Origin of the sequence: Streptomyces sp. NPDC051286 (assembly GCF_044455345.1) — a bacterium.
Classification (GTDB): Bacteria; Actinomycetota; Actinomycetes; order Streptomycetales; family Streptomycetaceae; genus Streptomyces.
In genome coordinates, this window is the sequence record NZ_JBITER010000010.1 from 132495 (window position 1) to 147009 (window position 14515).

Consider the following 14515-nt stretch of genomic DNA (forward strand, 5'->3'; position numbering starts at 1 on the left):
GCGCGTTTTTTGGCAATGCCCCGCCCCAGTAAAATGGGGGGGGGGGGGGGGGGGGGGGGTGGGGGGGGGGGGGGGGGGGGGGTTTGGGGGGGGGGGGGGGGGGGGGTGGGCCGCCCCCCCCCCCACCCCTCCCGGCCGCGGGGCTCCGCCCCGGACCCCGCCCCTCGGTCGCCGGAGGGCCCCGGCGGAACGCTTGTGTCAGTTGCCGTCGGGGGAGGTCCCGGGCCCGTCCAGCCCCTCCGCCAGCAGCTCCGCCAGGTGCCTCGCCCGCACGCCCGCCAGCTGTGCCAGCTGGGTCCGGCACGAGAAACCGTCCGCCAGGATGTCCGTGCCGGGCTCCGCACCCCGTACCGACGGCAGCAGCTGCTCCTCCGCGCACGCCACCGACACACCCCAGTGGCCCCGCTCGAAACCGAAGTTCCCCGCAAGACCGCAGCACCCTCCACTCAACTCGCCCTCCATGCCTGCCCGTTTGCGCAGTCGGCGTTCGGCCGCGTCACCGAGGACCGCGTGCTGGTGGCAGTGGGTCTGGCCCGCGACCCGACGATCCAGGCGCGGCGGCCGCCAGTCGGGGGCGTACTCCTCCAGGTACTGCGCCAACGTCCGTACCGAACCGGCGAGTTCGGCGGCGCGCGGGTCGTCGGGGAGGAGTTCCGGCAGGTCCGTACGGAGGGTGGCGGCGCAGCTCGGTTCGAGGACGACGAGCGGGTCGCCGAGGAAGAACCCCATCCGGTCCAGGGTGCGGCGCATAACCGTGCGGGCCTTGTCCAGTTGGCCCGTCGACACGTAGGTGAGTCCGCAGCACACGCTGCGTTCCGGGTACAGGGCCGTCCGGCCCGCCGCCTCCAGGACCCGGACGGCCGCCTTCCCGACCTCCGGGGAGAGGTGGTTGGTGAAGGTGTCCGGCCAGACGGCCACCACCTGATCGCTCGACAGGATCACCGTCCCGCGGCCCGTGCGCTTTCGGGCCCACCGGGTGAACGTCTCCCCCGCCAGCACCGGAATCGTCCGCTCCGCAGTGATGCCCGCCAGCCGCTTCGCCAGTGCGGCGAACGGGCGGATCCGGGCGAGTGCGTTCAGCACGGGCGCGATCGGGGCCACGAGCCGCAGCCACTGCGGCAGCCGGCCCATCACGTAGTGGGCGGCGGGCCGCAGCCGCCCCCGGTAGTGGTGGTGCAGGAACTCCGCCTTGTACGTGGCCATGTCCACGCCGACCGGGCAGTCGCTGCGGCACCCCTTGCAGGACAGGCAGAGGTCGAGCGCGTCCCGCACCTCCTTTGACCGCCAGCCATCCGTGATCACCTCGCCGGCGAGCATCTCGTGCAGCAGGCGGGCCCGGCCGCGGGTGGAGTGGGCCTCCTCCCCGGTCGCCCGGAAGGACGGGCACATCACGTCCGCGCCCGCCGGCTGCGCCGTACGGCATTTCGCGACGCCGACACATCGTCGTACGGCCGCCGTGAAGTCGCCGTCGTGCGGGTAGCCGAAGGTGACGTCCACGGGGCGTTTCGGCAGGACGTCGAAGCGGATGTTCTCGTCGAGGCGGGCGGGGCGGGCGAGGATGCCGGGGTTCATGCCGCCGTCCGGATCCCAGAGGTCCTTGAACCGGCCGAAGAGCGCAACAAGTTCGTCCCCGTACATCCGGGGCAGCAGCTCGGCCCGCGCCTGCCCGTCGCCGTGTTCCCCGCTCAGCGAGCCGCCGTGCGCGACGACGAGCACGGCGAGTTCTTCGGAGAAGCGGCGGAATCGGGCCACACCGTCGCCGCTCAGCAGGTCGAAGTCGATCCGCACGTGGATGCAGCCGTCACCGAAGTGCCCGTACGGCGTGCCGCGCAGCCCCTGTGCGGCAAGCAGGGCGCGGAAGTCGCGCAGATACGGGCCGAGGCGGGCGGGCGGTACGGCGCAGTCCTCCCAGCCGGGCCAGGCCTCACTGCCATCGGGCATCCGGGTGGCGGTGCCGGCCGCGTCCTCCCGGATGCGCCACAGGGCCCGCTGTCCGGCCGGGTCGGTGACCACGGCCCCGTCCACCGCGTCGGCCGCCCGCAGGATCCGTTCGGCGTGCGCCCGCGCCTCGGCCGGGGTGTCCCCGCCCGTCTCGACGAAGAGCCAGGCTCCGCCGCGCGGCAGCCCGGCAGGTTCCCGTACGAGATCGGCGGCCATGCCCTCGACCGTCAGGGGGCGGTACGGGAGGAGGCCGGCGGCTGCTTCGGCGGCCGCGGACTCGTCGGCGTAACCGAGTACGGCGAGGGCGCGGGATCCGGGTGCCTCGACCAGTCGTACGGTCGCCTCCGTCACCACGCCGAGCGTGCCTTCGCTGCCACAGAAGGCGCGGGCCAGGTCCGGGCCGCGCTCGGGGAGCAGGGCGTCGAGGGCGTATCCGGAGATGCGGCGCGGAAGTTCGGGGAAGCCGGTGCGCAGCAGCGCGAGGTGGGAGCCGACCAGTTCGCGCAGGCCGGCGGGGGCGCCGTCCCACCTCCCCCGGTCGAGCCGGAGCGTGTCGCCGCCGTAGCGGGCGACGGTCAGTGCGTGGACGTTGTCCGCGGTGGTGCCCCAGGCCACCGAGTGGGAGCCGCAGGCGTTGTTGCCGATCATCCCGCCGAGCGTGCACCGGCTGTGCGTGGAGGGGTCGGGGCCGAAGGTGAGGCCGTGGGGTGCGGCGGCGGCGCGCAGGTCGTCCAGGACCACGCCCGGCTGGACGACGGCCGTCCGGGACGCAGCGTCCAGTTCGACGATCTTCCCCAGATGGCGGGTGAGGTCGAGGACCACACCGATGCCGGTGGCCTGCCCGGCGATGGAGGTGCCACCGCCACGCGGCACGACAGGCACCGCGTGCGCACGGCAGACGGCGAGCGCGGCGGCAACGTCGTCGGCGTCGCGCGGGGCGACGACGCCGAGCGGCACCCGGCGGTAGTTGGAGGCGTCCATCGTCGTCAGCGCCCGCGCGGTGGTACCGAACTCCACCTCTCCGCGCACGGCGCTGCCGAGGGCCCGTACGAGAGCGGTCCGGTCCTGTGGTTCAGCCATGGGCCCAGCATGCCGCTGGTCGGGGCAGTGGGCCCGTCGCCCCCTCGCGTTTCCCCCGAATACGTCAATCCGTCGGAATACGTCGGATGCGTAGTCACATACGTGACAGAGAAGACCACAAGGTCTTCCCAAACAGATCGTCAATTCTCATATAGTGGCGACGACTTGATTAGGAATTATCAACTCCGGTTGATCTCTTTCGCCCCCTGCCGTACTGAAGTGTCCGGATCCGCCCCCCTGTCCGTAGCCGTCCGCCACCGAGGACTCCGCTTGCGCCCCACATCCCGGCCGACCACACTGGCCCTGCTGGTCTCGGCGGCCGTCACCGGTTCCTGCTGCCTGTGGGCGGTCCTCGCCGCTCCCGCTTCGGTCAGAACCCCGCTGTCCTGGGGGGCGGGCGCAGCCGCCCTGCTGCTGTCCGTCGCCGTGGCGACCGCTGTCCACGCCCGGGCCACGACGCGCCTGCTGCGCGCGCACAACGCCGCCGAGGCCCAGCGGTTCACCGCGGAGATGTCGCGGCTGGTGTCGTCGTCCGCGGCCGACGCCCAGCGTTTCACCGCGGAGACGGCCAGGATCAAGGCCGCGGCAGCGGCCGAGAACGCCGGGATCACCGAGCTGGCCGCCGCGGAGACCGCCCGGCTGGAGGACGAGGTCAAGCGGCTGGGCGACCGGCTGCACGACGAGGCCGAGCGGCTGGGCGCGTGCGTGGCCCGCAGCGAGAGCGAGCGCTCCGCCGCGATCGCCGCCTGCGCCAACGCCGCCGGACGGATGCAGGCGCTCGCCACCAGCATGCTCGCCGACCTGCGCGAGATGGAGCACCGGCACTCCGCCGAGGACGTCCTCGGCGATCTGCTGCACCTGGACCACCGCACCGCCCAGGCGGGCCGGCTGGCCGACTCCATCGCCGTGCTGACCGGCGCCCGATCCGGGCGGCGCTGGGCGAAGCCGATCGTGATGGAGTCCATCCTGCGCGGCGCGATGGGCCGGATCAACGGCTATCAGCGGGTACGTCTCCACTCGACCAGCGACGTCGCGATCGCCGGTCACGCGGCCGAGGGCGTCATGCACGCGCTCGCCGAACTCCTCGACAACGCTGCCAACTTCTCGCCGCCCACCGCGGAAGTCCATGTGTACGTGGAGGAGGTGCCCGCCGGCATCGTCCTCACCGTCGAGGACAGCGGTCTGGTGATGAGCGATGTGCAGCTGCGGCGCGCCGAGCGTGCGGTGTCCGCCACCAACCAGGACCTGGCCGGTCTGTCCGGCACCCGCCTCGGTCTCGCCGTCGTGGGCCGGCTGGCCCGTAAGCACGGTCTGACGGTGTCGTTCCGGCCGTCCGCACGCGGCGGCACGGGCGCCCTGATGATGCTCCCGCAGGAACTGATCACCCGGACACCGGTGACCGTCCCGGCGCCCGCCCCGGTGGCGGAACCGGCGGCGGAACCGGAGCCCGTCCACACCCCCGCCCCGGCCGCCGGTCCCGCCCCCGCGAACGCGGAGACCGGCTCCGGCCCCGCGTCCGAGACCACCGGCAGCCTCCCCCGGTTCGGCGAGAGCGGCCTCCCCAAGCGCACCCGGGGCCGTACCCTCGCCGCCGCCGAATCCCGTAACAACCCCAACGGCGCCACCCCGGGCGCCGCCGCGACTTCCCGGCCCCGTACTTCCGACCCCAAGGAACAGGCAGCCCGCTTCAGCAGCTTCCGCCAGGCAGTACGGCCCAATCCCCCGCACCCGGAAGGCAACACCCGATGACCGCGACCACCGACGAGAAACTCAACTGGCTGCTGGAGGGGCTCCTGGAGCGCACCCCCGGCGCCCGGCACGCCCTCGTCCTGTCCAGGGACGGCCTCAAGCTCTGCCGTACCCCCGAGCTCTCCGTCGATCAGGCCGACCAGCTGGCCGCGATCTCGGCCGGCATCCAGAGCCTGTCGCACGGCGCCTCCGTCGAGTTCGGTGACGGCACCGGCGGCGTACGGTCCGCGATGGCCGAGTTCTACGGCGGCGTGCTGTTCATCGTCGAGGCGGGCGCGGGCGCCCATCTCGCGGTCGTCGCCTCGGAGGACTCCGACGTCGGCCTCATCGGCCACAACATGACCGAGCTCATCGAGCAGCTCGGCGAACACCTCAGCGCCCCGCCGCGCTCCTCCGCGACCTCCGAAGCCGCCGACGCGACCGCCGCCGTATGACCCGCCCCCGCCCCGGCCGGGACGACGACCCGGACCGGCTGTACACCCTCACCGGTGGCCGCAGCCGGTCCGATTCGGACGTGTTCGACCTGGTGACGCTGGTGGTATCCGAATGCGAACCGACCCCCGGCATGCAGTCGGAGCACGTCACGATCCTGCGGATGTGCCAGAGCCCCACCGCGGTCGTCGAGATCGCGGCGGGCCTCGGGCTGCCCGTCAACATCGTCCGGATCATGCTGTCCGATCTGCTGGACACCGGCCGGATCAGCGCCCGTCACCCCCGTACCGCCCGTGTCGCGGACCGGCTCCCCGACCCCGACATCCTGGAACAGGTGCTCGTTGGACTCCGCAACCTCTGACCGTGCCGCCCTGCAGGCGACGGCCGACAACGGACTGAAGATCGTCGTCGTCGGCGGCTTCGGGGTCGGCAAGACCACCATGGTCCGCTCCGTCAGCGAGATCCGTCCGCTGAACACGGAAGAGACCATGACCCGCGCGGGCGAGGCCGTCGACCACCTGGACGGTGTGCAGTCGAAGACGTCCACGACCGTCGCCTTCGACTTCGGGCGGATCTCCCTCGACGAACGCTCGGTGCTGTACCTCTTCGGCGCACCCGGTCAGGAACGCTTCTGGTTCCTGTGGGACCGGCTGTTCTCGGGCACGCTCGGCGCCGTCGTCCTCGTCGACACCCGCCGGCTCGCCGACTCCTGGTACGCGATCGACCGCCTGGAGCACCACGGCACGCCGTTCATCGTGGCGTGCAACGACTTCGGCGGCCCGCTCCACACCGAACAGCAGATACGTGAGGCGCTCGACCTCGCGGACGACGTGCCCCTGGTGGAGTGCGACGCCCGGGACCGCTCGTCCAGCAAGTACGTACTGATCACGCTGGTCGAGCACCTCCATGCCCTCGCGGCCGGCACGGCGTCCGCCCCGTCCGCCGCCCGTCCGGAGACCACACCGGAGCCCACCCCCGCCCTTGGAGGCGAAAGATGACCCGTATCGCCCTCGACCCGTTCGTCGCCGATCTCGACGGCGAGAGCGCCCGGCTGCGCGCGGAAGGTCCCCTCGCCGAGGTGGAGCTGCCGGGCGGGGTGCACTGCTACGCGGTCACCCACCACGCCGAGGCGCGCCAGCTGCTCACCGACAGCCGGATCGTGAAGGACATCAACGTCTGGGGCGCCTGGCAGCGCGGCGAGATACCCATGGACTGGCCGCTGATCGGCCTCGCCAACCCGGGCCGCTCCATGCTCACCGTCGACGGCGCGGACCACCGCCGGCTGCGCACCCTGGTCGCGCAGGCGCTGACCGTGAAGCGGGTGGAACGGCTGCGGGCCGGTATCGAGGCGCTGACCACGGCGAGCCTGGACCGGCTGGCGGCGCTGCCCCGGGGCGAGCAGGTCGACCTGAAGGCCGAGTTCGCGTACCCGCTGCCGATGAACGTGATCAGCGAGCTGATGGGTGTGGACAACGCCGACCACCCCCGGCTGAAGGAGCTGTTCGAGAAGTTCTTCTCGACACAGACACCGCCGGAGGAGGTCCCGCAGATGATGGCGGACCTCGGCACGCTCTTCACGAGGATCGTCGACTCCAAGCGGGAGAACCCGGGCGACGACCTGACGAGCGCCCTGATCGCGGCCTCCGAGGACGGCGACCACCTCACCGACGAGGAGATCGTCAACACCCTCCAGCTGATCATCGCGGCGGGCCACGAGACCACGATCAGCCTGATCGTGAACGCGGTCGTCGCGCTCCAGACCCACCCGGAGCAGCGCAAGCAGGTGCTGAGCGGGGAGGTGCCGTGGGAGAACGTGATCGAGGAGACCCTGCGCTGGAACACGCCCACCTCGCACGTGCTGATCCGGTTCGCCACGGAGGATGTCGAGGTCGGCGACAAGGTGCTGCCGAAGGGCGAGGCGCTGATCGTCTCCTTCGGCGCGCTGGGCCGCGACGAGGCGCAGTACGGGCCGACCGCCGGTGACTTCGACATCACCCGCTCCCCCAACCGCCACATCGCCTTCGGTCACGGCCCGCACGTGTGCCCGGGCGCGGCGCTGTCCCGGCTGGAGGCGGGGGTGGCGCTGCCCGCGCTGTACGAGCGGTTCCCGGACCTGGAGCTCGCCGTCCCGGCGTCCGAGCTGCGGAACAAGCCGATCGTCACCCAGAACGACCTGTACGACCTGCCGGTCGAACTGGGCTGACACCGCCGCGCGATGTGGTCCACACGCCGGAGCGGCTGTCTCATCCGACGGACACGGCGCTCAACCGTGCCCGCGAGGTATTACGCTCCGGTTCGTGGCCGATATCCAGATTCCCGCTGACATCAAGCCCGCCGACGGACGCTTCGGCGCCGGTCCTTCCAAGGTGCGGACGGAGGCGCTCGACGCGCTGGCCGCCACCGGTACGTCTCTTCTCGGTACGTCCCACCGCCAGGCCCCGGTCAAGAACCTGGTCGGCTCGGTGCGTCAGGGTGTACGCGACCTCTTCTCCCTCCCCGAGGGATACGAGGTGATCCTGGGCAACGGCGGCTCCACCGCCTTCTGGGACATCGCGACGCACGGTCTGATCGAGACGAAGTCCCAGCACCTCAACTTCGGTGAGTTCTCGTCGAAGTTCGCGAAGGCCGCCAAGCTCGCGCCGTGGCTGGCCGACCCGACCGTGATCGCCTCCGACCCGGGCACCCACCCGGACCCGCGGGCCGAGGCGAGCGTGGACGTCTACGCGTTCACACACAACGAGACCTCGACGGGTGTCGCCGCGCCGGTCAAGCGCGTCGCCGACGCCGACGAGGGCTCCCTGGTCCTGGTGGACGCCACCTCGGGCGCGGGCGGCCTGCCGGTCGACATCACCGAGTCGGACGTCTACTACTTCGCCCCGCAGAAGTCCTTCGCCTCCGACGGCGGTCTCTGGATCGGCGTCTTCTCCCCGGCGGCCCTGGAGCGCGCCGCGCGCATCCACGCGTCGGGCCGCCACATCCCGGAGTTCTTCTCGCTGCCGACGGCGATCGACAACTCCCTCAAGAACCAGACGTACAACACCCCGGCCTTGGCCACGCTGTTCCTCCTGAACGAGCAGCTGAACTGGCTGAACACCCAGGGCGGCCTGGACTTCTCGGTCCGCCGCACGGCCACTTCCGCGCGGAACCTGTACGGCTGGGCGGACGAGTCCAAGTACGCGACCCCGTTCGTCACCGACCCGGCGAAGCGCTCGGCGGTCATCGGCACGATCGACTTCTCGGACGAGATCGACGCCTCGGCCGTCGCCAAGACGCTGCGCGCCAACGGCATCGTCGACACCGAGCCATACCGCAAGCTGGGCCGCAACCAGCTGCGCGTGGCGATGTTCCCGGCGATCGACCCGTCGGACATCCAGGCGCTGACGGCCTGCATCGACTACGTGATCGAGAAGCTGTAACGCGTACGCGCTCACGCACAGGAAGGGCCCCGCATCCATCTGGTACGCCAGGCGCGCGGGGCCCTTCGCGTTCACTCGACCGGGGTGGCGCAATGCCTTCCGGGCGATCGCGGCTACGACTACCACCAGGTGCACGCCCCCGGGCAGACAGTCACGCTGCCCGATTCGATCGGCGCCCCGGTGACTCTCGACGTAGACGAGCTCATCAGGGCCGGCCGCCCCCAGACCTGATCAACCGGCCGAGGCCGCCGGCACCTCCCGGAGCCGAGTGATGCCGGCCGTCCACTCCTCGTTGTCCTCCCGCAGCTCGCGCAGCTCCGAGGCTTCGCCCAGCACCCGGTCGAGGGCCCGCACCACGAGGGGGCTCAGGTCCGGCGAGCGAACCGGGTGGCGCGGGCGGCGGACCGAGCCATCCCGCACCCACGCGTCACGCAAGCGGCACCTTCAGAACCGTTCGACCTTCTCGCCGTCCGGCACCTGATAGCAGCCGGAGACGACCATCAGGCTGAGGCTTGGCGGGTCGATCTTGGCCATCTCGACAATGTTGACGCTGTGCTTCTTCTTGTCGTTGTCGGCCGTGAGGTTGAGGTTCTTGCTCTTGCTGGTGTCGAGCCCGTACTCGACGACTTTCCAGCCATGCTTGGGCAGTTCTTCCTTGAGCCGCTCCATCACACCACCGAGCTGGTCGGCCGATGCCGGAGTAAAGCTCCATGGGTGAAAGATCTGGAAGTACTTCTCCGGATCCTTGCCGCTGCACTCGGAGACGCCTGGGCCAGTATTGGACGTCTTCCCCTTGATGCCGATCAGGTCGTAGAGCTCGCTGGAAACCTTTTCCGTCTCATTGGCAGCGGCAAGTGAGGTGCTGGTGCCCGCGGATGGGACGTCGCCGGAGTTGTTGGTATCAGTCATGCTGCATCCAGTAAGGGTCGCGAGGGCGAGGGATACAAGGAGCGCCGGGGCGCTCAGTTTGATCTTCAAGTCGAGGGGCCTCGATGGGTCGGACCGGGACACGAGCCGGTCATGTCTTCGGGTACTTCGAGGGTCGGTCGTCGAACAGGCAGATGCCCGCGGGCACCGACACCCCTACTTCACATGCGCCCAGTGGTCCGGCGGCGGCTTCAACTTCACTTCGTCACCGTGCCCCGCGACAACCAGGCCCTGGTTCCTGAGGCTCTGAGTGTTCTCCTTCCAGTAGTCACTGTGGCCCTCGGTGTCCGTGGTCATCTGGTTGGCGCCGAAGCGTTCGTCGCTGGGGATGGTCCAGAGGCCGTCCCAGTCGGTTCCGCCGTGCCCATAGCGACCGATGTCCGGGACGGGATCCCCGTCGGCCTCCTGGTTCCAGACATGTCCCGTGGGCACGTCCAGCTGTTCGGCCTTGGATACCTGAACACCGGGGCTTCCCGCGAGGATCACGTCGTCCGCGTTCAGGTCACCCTGCCGGGCCGCGGACCCGATGAGGGTCGTGCCGTACGAGTGGCCGATCGCAGTGCGGTGCGGGTCCGAGTCGGCGGTGTGCGACGCGTCGAGTCCGTCCATGAACCGGTTGAAGGCCGGGGCGCCGTCATTGGCCCTCGCCGGCCTTCGCCCATGCCTTCTTGTCCGACTTCAGATCCTCCGAAGCCGCGCCCGCCGGAGCCCCGCCCCCCTGATCGGCCGGATACTGGTTCAACTGCATCTGCGCGGAACCGCGCGCCACCGCATCGGACTTGAGCCGCTCCCACTCATCCCACGCCATCCGCAAGACCCTCCCCGTTTCCCCGTTCCCGGGTGACCCCGGGCCGAGCCGCCATAGTCTCCGGCTCCGAGGAGCGAAATCAAACGCTCACACCCGGTACCAGCACCGGCGGGTACCCGGAGTACCCAGTTCCACCAGTGTTCGGCAGGGTCGGGGGCGCCAGCTTCCCAGCGGGTGTAGCGGGCCCGGAGGGTGTCCAGGTCCTCCGGCTCACCGCCCGTGTACGTGTGCAGTGCCGGGTCGTCCAGCACCACCGCCATCTCGTCCGCGTACGCGACCCGCAGCGGCAGTGCGTCGAGCCGTTCGGTGGAGAAGGCCTCGGGCCCCTGGTGCGTCATGGCGCCCGACCCTACGCGCGCCGTCCCGCCCCGGTTCAGCGGCTCAGTCGCTGGAACCGCCGCACCGCCAGAGGCAGGAACACCACGGTCAGTACCAGCGGCCACACCACCGCCATCAACAGGGCGTGTTCCTCCACCCAGGTGCCGCCGCCCGCCACCGGGTTGCCGAAGAGTTCGCGGGTTGCCGTGACCGTCGAAGAAATCGGGTTCCAGGCGGCTACGGTGCCCAGCCAGCCCGGCATCAGGGAGGGTGCGACCAGGGCGCTGGAGATCATCGTGGCCGGGAACGCGATGGCGTACAGACCGCCCGCCGACTCCGCGCTCGGGACCAGGAGTCCCAGCCAGACGCCGACCCAGATCAGGCTGAACCGGAGCAGCAGAAGCAGTCCGAACGCGCCGACGGCGGCAGTCGGGCCGCCGTCCGCACGCCAGCCGATCGCGAGGGCCGTCGCCGCGAGGATCGTCAGCTCGGCGCCGGCGACCAGCAGATCGGCGAGGCCGCGCCCGGCGGAGATCGCGGACGGTGCCATCGGCATGGAGCGGAACCGGTCGACGACGCCCTTGCCAACGTCGGTCACCATGGCCATCGCGGTGTTCATGAAGCCCATGGCCATGGTCGTGGCGAACATGCCCGGCATCAGGAACTCCCGGTAGTCGCCGCCTCCGGGCACCTTCATGGCACTGCCGAAAACATACCCGTACAGCAGAACGGAGAGGATCGGGAAACCTAACTGCCAGATGATGACCGCCGGTTGGCGCTGGTAGTGGGTGAGACTGCGCCGGGTGACGTTCCAGCTGTCGGCGAGCGCCCAGTGGAGTCGGCCGCGTGCGGGGCCGGCCGTGTGCAGTTCGATGGCGGTCACACCGTCACCTCCTCTTTGGGCGTCTCCGTACGGTGTCCGGTCAGGCTGAGGAACACGTCGTCGAGGCTCGGTCTGCGCAGCCCGATGTCCTCGACCGCGATGCGTTCGTCCTGGAGGGTGCGCGCGACCTCGGTGAGCGCGGCGACCCGGTCGGCGACCTGGGCATGGACGCGGCGGTCCGCCTCGTCGGAGACGACAGGACCGGCGCCCGCGACCCGTTCCACGGCCTTGACGACCGTGGGCAGGTCGGCCGCCTCGCCCGCGACGACCTCGATCCGGTCTCCCCCCACCCGGTTCTTCAGCCCGTCCGGGGTGTCGTCGGCGATGGCCCGGCCACGGTCGATGACGGTGATGCGCGAGGCGAGCCGGTCGGCCTCCTCCAGGTACTGGGTGGTGAGCAGCACCGTCGTACCCTCTGCCACCAACGCCCTTACACTGTCCCAGACTTCGCCCCGCCCACGCGGATCGAGCCCTGTCGTCGGCTCGTCCAGGAACAGCACCTGGGGTGCGAGGATCATCGATGCCGCCAGGTCGAGGCGGCGCCGCATGCCGCCGCTGTATCCCTTGACCCCCTTGTCGGCGGCGTCGCGCAGGTCGAACTGTTCCAGCAGTTCCGCGGCCCGCCGCCGGGCACGCGCGCCGCCCAGATGGAAGAGGCGCCCGAACATCTCCAGGTTCTGCCGCCCGGTCAGGATCTCGTCGACGGCGGCGTACTGCCCGGTGAGCCCGATCCTTGTGCGTACGCGACGGGGTTCGCGCGCCACGTCCAGCCCGGCAACCTCGGCTCGCCCGCCGTCGAACCGCAGCAGCGTCGACAGGGCGCGTACAGCAGTGGTCTTGCCGGCCCCGTTGGGACCGAGCAGCCCGTGCACGGTGCCGGGCCGGACGGCCAGATCGAATCCGTCGAGAGCCCTCTTCTCCCCGCTGCCCTTCTTCCCGCCGCGCTTCTCTCCGTACCGCTTCATGACCCCTTCGGCACGTACGGAATATCCGCTCGCGTCGATGACAGAACCCCCTTCACTCCAATGAACTGAGTACGCTGTACCCAAATGAGAGTACACCGTACCCACTTCTTGTCCAGAGGCTTACGCTGAGCTCATGACGAAGAGCGATTCAGCGGGTGGCGCAGACGGAACGACGGCCGGCAGCGGCGATATCGCGCGCAGCCTGGAGCTCCTCTGGGGCACCGGCGACCGCCCCAGCCGCGGCCCCAAACCGGCTCTCACACTCGGCCGGATCGTCACCACCGCCGTGGCGATCGCCGATGCGGAGGGCCTGGCCGCCCTCTCGATGCGCCGGCTCTCCACCGATCTGGGCACCGGCACGATGTCGCTCTACCGGTACGTCCCCGGCAAGGCCGAGCTGCTCGACCTGATGCTCGACCACGTCCTGGGCGAACCCCTGGAAGCCACCCCGGCCGACGGACCGGCGGACTGGCGCGCCGCCCTCGACACCATGGCCCGCACCTACCTGGAGCAGCTGAGCCGCCACCCCTGGCTGCTCAAGATCAACCAGGCGCGTACGATCCTCGGCCCCAGCGCCCTCCGAGGTCTCGAACTGGCCCTCGCCGGTATCAGGGGCATGGGTCTGACCGACCCGGAGCTGATCTCGACGATCATCACGGTCAACAGCTTCGTGGAGGGCATCGCCCGCACCCGGCTCCAGGCCACCGAGGCCGTGCAGCAGACCGGGCTGAGCAATGACGCCTTCTGGGAGGACCAGCGCCCCTACCTGGAGCGGGCCATGAGGAGCGGCGACTATCCGCTGATGGCAGGGCTCTCCGGGGACGCGTTCAGCTACGACAACGACCACTTCGCGTTCGGCCTGCAACGGCTGATCGACGGATTCGAAGTGCTCGTCGAGGGGCGCGCCAGGGGGTGACGCGGGGCCCTGGCCGTGCACCGATGGAGACCGGGCAGCGGTCAGCCGCGCTTGCGGCGCCGGTTCATGAAGACGAGTGCGCCCACGGCGGCGAGCACCAATGCTCCGACCAGGGTGCTGCCCTTCGTCTGGTTGCCGCTCCCGTCACCGGCGGCGGCCGACGCTCCGCCGCCGTCCTTCGACGGCGACTTGGCGTCGCCGCCGTTCCTGTCCGCGCCTGCGATGTCCACCCGCACCACGTCGCTCCGTGCGCCCTCCGAGCCGAACATCAGCGCCGAGCCGTCCGCCGTGTACGTCACCGACTCGGACTGCCGCTGGAGCGGTGCCTGCACCGCGTGGTCGGCGCCGAGCCGCCCGTCCTTGAACGCGTAGCCACGGGCGCTGAAGTAGGACCGCAGCACCAGTTCCTTCCCGTCCGGCGAGAACGCCCCGTCCGTCACCCACGGCACCTCGCCGACCCGCCGGAACACATTGGTCCGTCCGGTGGAGAGCTTGGCGGGCCCTTCGTACAGTCCGCCGCCGTCCTCGTTCTTCGAGGCGATGTAGACCCGGCCGGTCTTCGGGTGGATCATCAGCGCCTCGGCGTTGCGCGCCCCGTCCGCGTACTTCACGTCGAACTGGGTCGCCCGGACCGTCGCGTCCTTCAGCACCTTCGGCTCCGGGAACCGGTAGATCCAGACGTGGTCCCAGCTGCCGTTCAGGTTGTCGCCGATGTCGCCGACGTACAGGTTGCCGTCGGGTCCGAGCGAGATCGCCTCCACGTCGCGCGGCGCGCCGACCCCGCGCATGGTGATCGTCGCGACGGTCTTCCCGGTCCGGGAGTCGACGGCGTACACGTACGGCCCGTCTTCGCTGTCGTTGTGCGTCCAGTAGATGCCCGGGTGGGCGCGGCTCGCGGCGAGGCCGCTGGACTCGGTGATCCTGGGGTCCTCGATCGTGAAGCTGCGGTCGGCGGACCCGTCGTCGGCACTGGCCGGGGCGGCTGCCGCCCCGGTGAGGACGAGCAGCGCGGCGGCACCGGTGACTGTCAGATACGAACGCATGGACCAAGTGTCCATGCTCACGTCGCAGCTCCGCGCG

General features: G+C 70.6%; 14 protein-coding genes and 1 pseudogene. 7 read left to right on the forward strand and 8 right to left on the reverse strand.

The annotated features are described in order from the left end of the window. Window positions 1–198: 198 nt before the first annotated feature. Window positions 199–3021 (reverse strand): FAD-binding and (Fe-S)-binding domain-containing protein, encoded by a 2823-nt coding sequence (locus ACIBB8_RS13240; RefSeq protein ID WP_398951435.1) that lies wholly within the window; start codon window positions 3019–3021, stop codon window positions 199–201. A 270-nt stretch (window positions 3022–3291) separates the two neighbouring features. Between ACIBB8_RS13240 and ACIBB8_RS13245 the strand changes: the two genes are divergently transcribed. The 6 genes from ACIBB8_RS13245 to serC all read left to right on the forward strand — a co-directional run bounded on the left by ACIBB8_RS13245 (window position 3292) and on the right by serC (window position 8618). Further along, entirely contained in the window at window positions 3292–4770 is a 1479-nt protein-coding gene (locus tag ACIBB8_RS13245) for a sensor histidine kinase (RefSeq protein ID WP_398951437.1), read from the forward strand. Then, window positions 4767–5204 carry a roadblock/LC7 domain-containing protein gene (locus tag ACIBB8_RS13250; RefSeq protein ID WP_358856753.1) on the forward strand — a complete coding sequence of 146 codons (438 nt, stop codon included), beginning with the start codon at window positions 4767–4769 and terminating at the stop codon, window positions 5202–5204. Before ACIBB8_RS13245 ends, ACIBB8_RS13250 begins: the two co-directional genes overlap by 4 nt. Continuing rightward, on the forward strand, window positions 5201–5563 hold the full coding sequence (locus ACIBB8_RS13255) for a DUF742 domain-containing protein (protein WP_398951439.1): 363 nt from the start codon (window positions 5201–5203) through the stop codon (window positions 5561–5563). Before ACIBB8_RS13250 ends, ACIBB8_RS13255 begins: the two co-directional genes overlap by 4 nt. Continuing rightward, complete coding sequence (locus ACIBB8_RS13260; protein ID WP_398951441.1) at window positions 5544–6200, forward strand: GTP-binding protein; 657 nt, start codon at window positions 5544–5546, stop codon at window positions 6198–6200. Before ACIBB8_RS13255 ends, ACIBB8_RS13260 begins: the two co-directional genes overlap by 20 nt. Continuing rightward, window positions 6197–7405 (forward strand): cytochrome P450, encoded by a 1209-nt coding sequence (locus tag ACIBB8_RS13265; RefSeq protein WP_398951443.1) that lies wholly within the window; start codon window positions 6197–6199, stop codon window positions 7403–7405. Before ACIBB8_RS13260 ends, ACIBB8_RS13265 begins: the two co-directional genes overlap by 4 nt. Window positions 7406–7499: 94 nt before the next feature. Then, window positions 7500–8618 carry a phosphoserine transaminase gene (gene serC / locus ACIBB8_RS13270; RefSeq protein ID WP_398951445.1) on the forward strand — a complete coding sequence of 373 codons (1119 nt, stop codon included), beginning with the start codon at window positions 7500–7502 and terminating at the stop codon, window positions 8616–8618. 231 nt (window positions 8619–8849) lie between these two features. Here serC and ACIBB8_RS13275 read toward each other — a convergent pair whose 3' ends face one another. The 6 genes and pseudogenes from ACIBB8_RS13275 to ACIBB8_RS13300 form a co-directional block, all read right to left on the reverse strand. Next, window positions 8850–9053: a DUF4259 domain-containing protein gene (locus ACIBB8_RS13275; protein WP_398951447.1), complete on the reverse strand. Its 204-nt coding sequence runs from the start codon at window positions 9051–9053 to the stop codon at window positions 8850–8852. Between the two features lie 9 nt (window positions 9054–9062). After that, window positions 9063–9527: a hypothetical protein gene (locus ACIBB8_RS13280; RefSeq protein ID WP_398951449.1), complete on the reverse strand. Its 465-nt coding sequence runs from the start codon at window positions 9525–9527 to the stop codon at window positions 9063–9065. Window positions 9528–9701: 174 nt separating this feature from the next. Next, window positions 9702–10187: pseudogene (locus ACIBB8_RS13285) on the reverse strand (alpha/beta hydrolase); the annotation flags it as partial. Beyond that, window positions 10180–10353, reverse strand: coding sequence for a hypothetical protein (locus ACIBB8_RS13290; protein WP_398951450.1), 174 nt, complete (start codon window positions 10351–10353; stop codon window positions 10180–10182). The pseudogene ACIBB8_RS13285 and the gene ACIBB8_RS13290, both read right to left, overlap by 8 nt. A gap of 373 nt (window positions 10354–10726) precedes the next feature. Further along, window positions 10727–11554 carry an ABC transporter permease gene (locus ACIBB8_RS13295; protein WP_398951452.1) on the reverse strand — a complete coding sequence of 276 codons (828 nt, stop codon included), beginning with the start codon at window positions 11552–11554 and terminating at the stop codon, window positions 10727–10729. Continuing rightward, a complete protein-coding gene (locus ACIBB8_RS13300; protein ID WP_398951454.1) occupies window positions 11551–12519 on the reverse strand; it encodes an ATP-binding cassette domain-containing protein in 969 nt (322 codons plus the stop codon). The genes ACIBB8_RS13295 and ACIBB8_RS13300 overlap by 4 nt, the downstream gene beginning before the upstream one ends. Window positions 12520–12652: 133 nt before the next feature. Here ACIBB8_RS13300 and ACIBB8_RS13305 point away from each other — a divergent pair, with 133 nt between their 5' ends. Next, on the forward strand, window positions 12653–13435 hold the full coding sequence (locus ACIBB8_RS13305; RefSeq protein ID WP_398951456.1) for a TetR/AcrR family transcriptional regulator: 783 nt from the start codon (window positions 12653–12655) through the stop codon (window positions 13433–13435). A 41-nt stretch (window positions 13436–13476) separates the two neighbouring features. Here the strand turns inward: ACIBB8_RS13305 and ACIBB8_RS13310 are convergent, their stop codons facing one another. Next, window positions 13477–14478, reverse strand: a complete 1002-nt coding sequence (locus ACIBB8_RS13310) for a WD40 repeat domain-containing protein (RefSeq protein ID WP_398951458.1) — start codon at window positions 14476–14478, stop codon at window positions 13477–13479. Between the last annotated feature and the right edge of the window lie 37 nt (window positions 14479–14515).

Excerpts from the sequence above, each read along its gene's own strand:
- ACIBB8_RS13310 (WP_398951458.1), bottom strand. The coding sequence starts at position 14,478 with ATGCGTTCGTATCTGACAGTCACCGGTGCCGCCGCGCTGCTCGTCCTC.
- ACIBB8_RS13290 (WP_398951450.1), bottom strand. The coding sequence starts at position 10,353 with ATGGCGTGGGATGAGTGGGAGCGGCTCAAGTCCGATGCGGTGGCGCGC.
- ACIBB8_RS13250 (WP_358856753.1), top strand. The coding sequence starts at position 4,767 with ATGACCGCGACCACCGACGAGAAACTCAACTGGCTGCTGGAGGGGCTC.
- ACIBB8_RS13255 (WP_398951439.1), top strand. The coding sequence starts at position 5,201 with ATGACCCGCCCCCGCCCCGGCCGGGACGACGACCCGGACCGGCTGTAC.
- ACIBB8_RS13305 (WP_398951456.1), top strand. The coding sequence starts at position 12,653 with ATGACGAAGAGCGATTCAGCGGGTGGCGCAGACGGAACGACGGCCGGC.
- ACIBB8_RS13240 (WP_398951435.1), bottom strand. The coding sequence starts at position 3,021 with ATGGCTGAACCACAGGACCGGACCGCTCTCGTACGGGCCCTCGGCAGC.
- ACIBB8_RS13265 (WP_398951443.1), top strand. The coding sequence starts at position 6,197 with ATGACCCGTATCGCCCTCGACCCGTTCGTCGCCGATCTCGACGGCGAG.
- ACIBB8_RS13300 (WP_398951454.1), bottom strand. The coding sequence starts at position 12,519 with ATGAAGCGGTACGGAGAGAAGCGCGGCGGGAAGAAGGGCAGCGGGGAG.
- ACIBB8_RS13280 (WP_398951449.1), bottom strand. The coding sequence starts at position 9,527 with ATGACTGATACCAACAACTCCGGCGACGTCCCATCCGCGGGCACCAGC.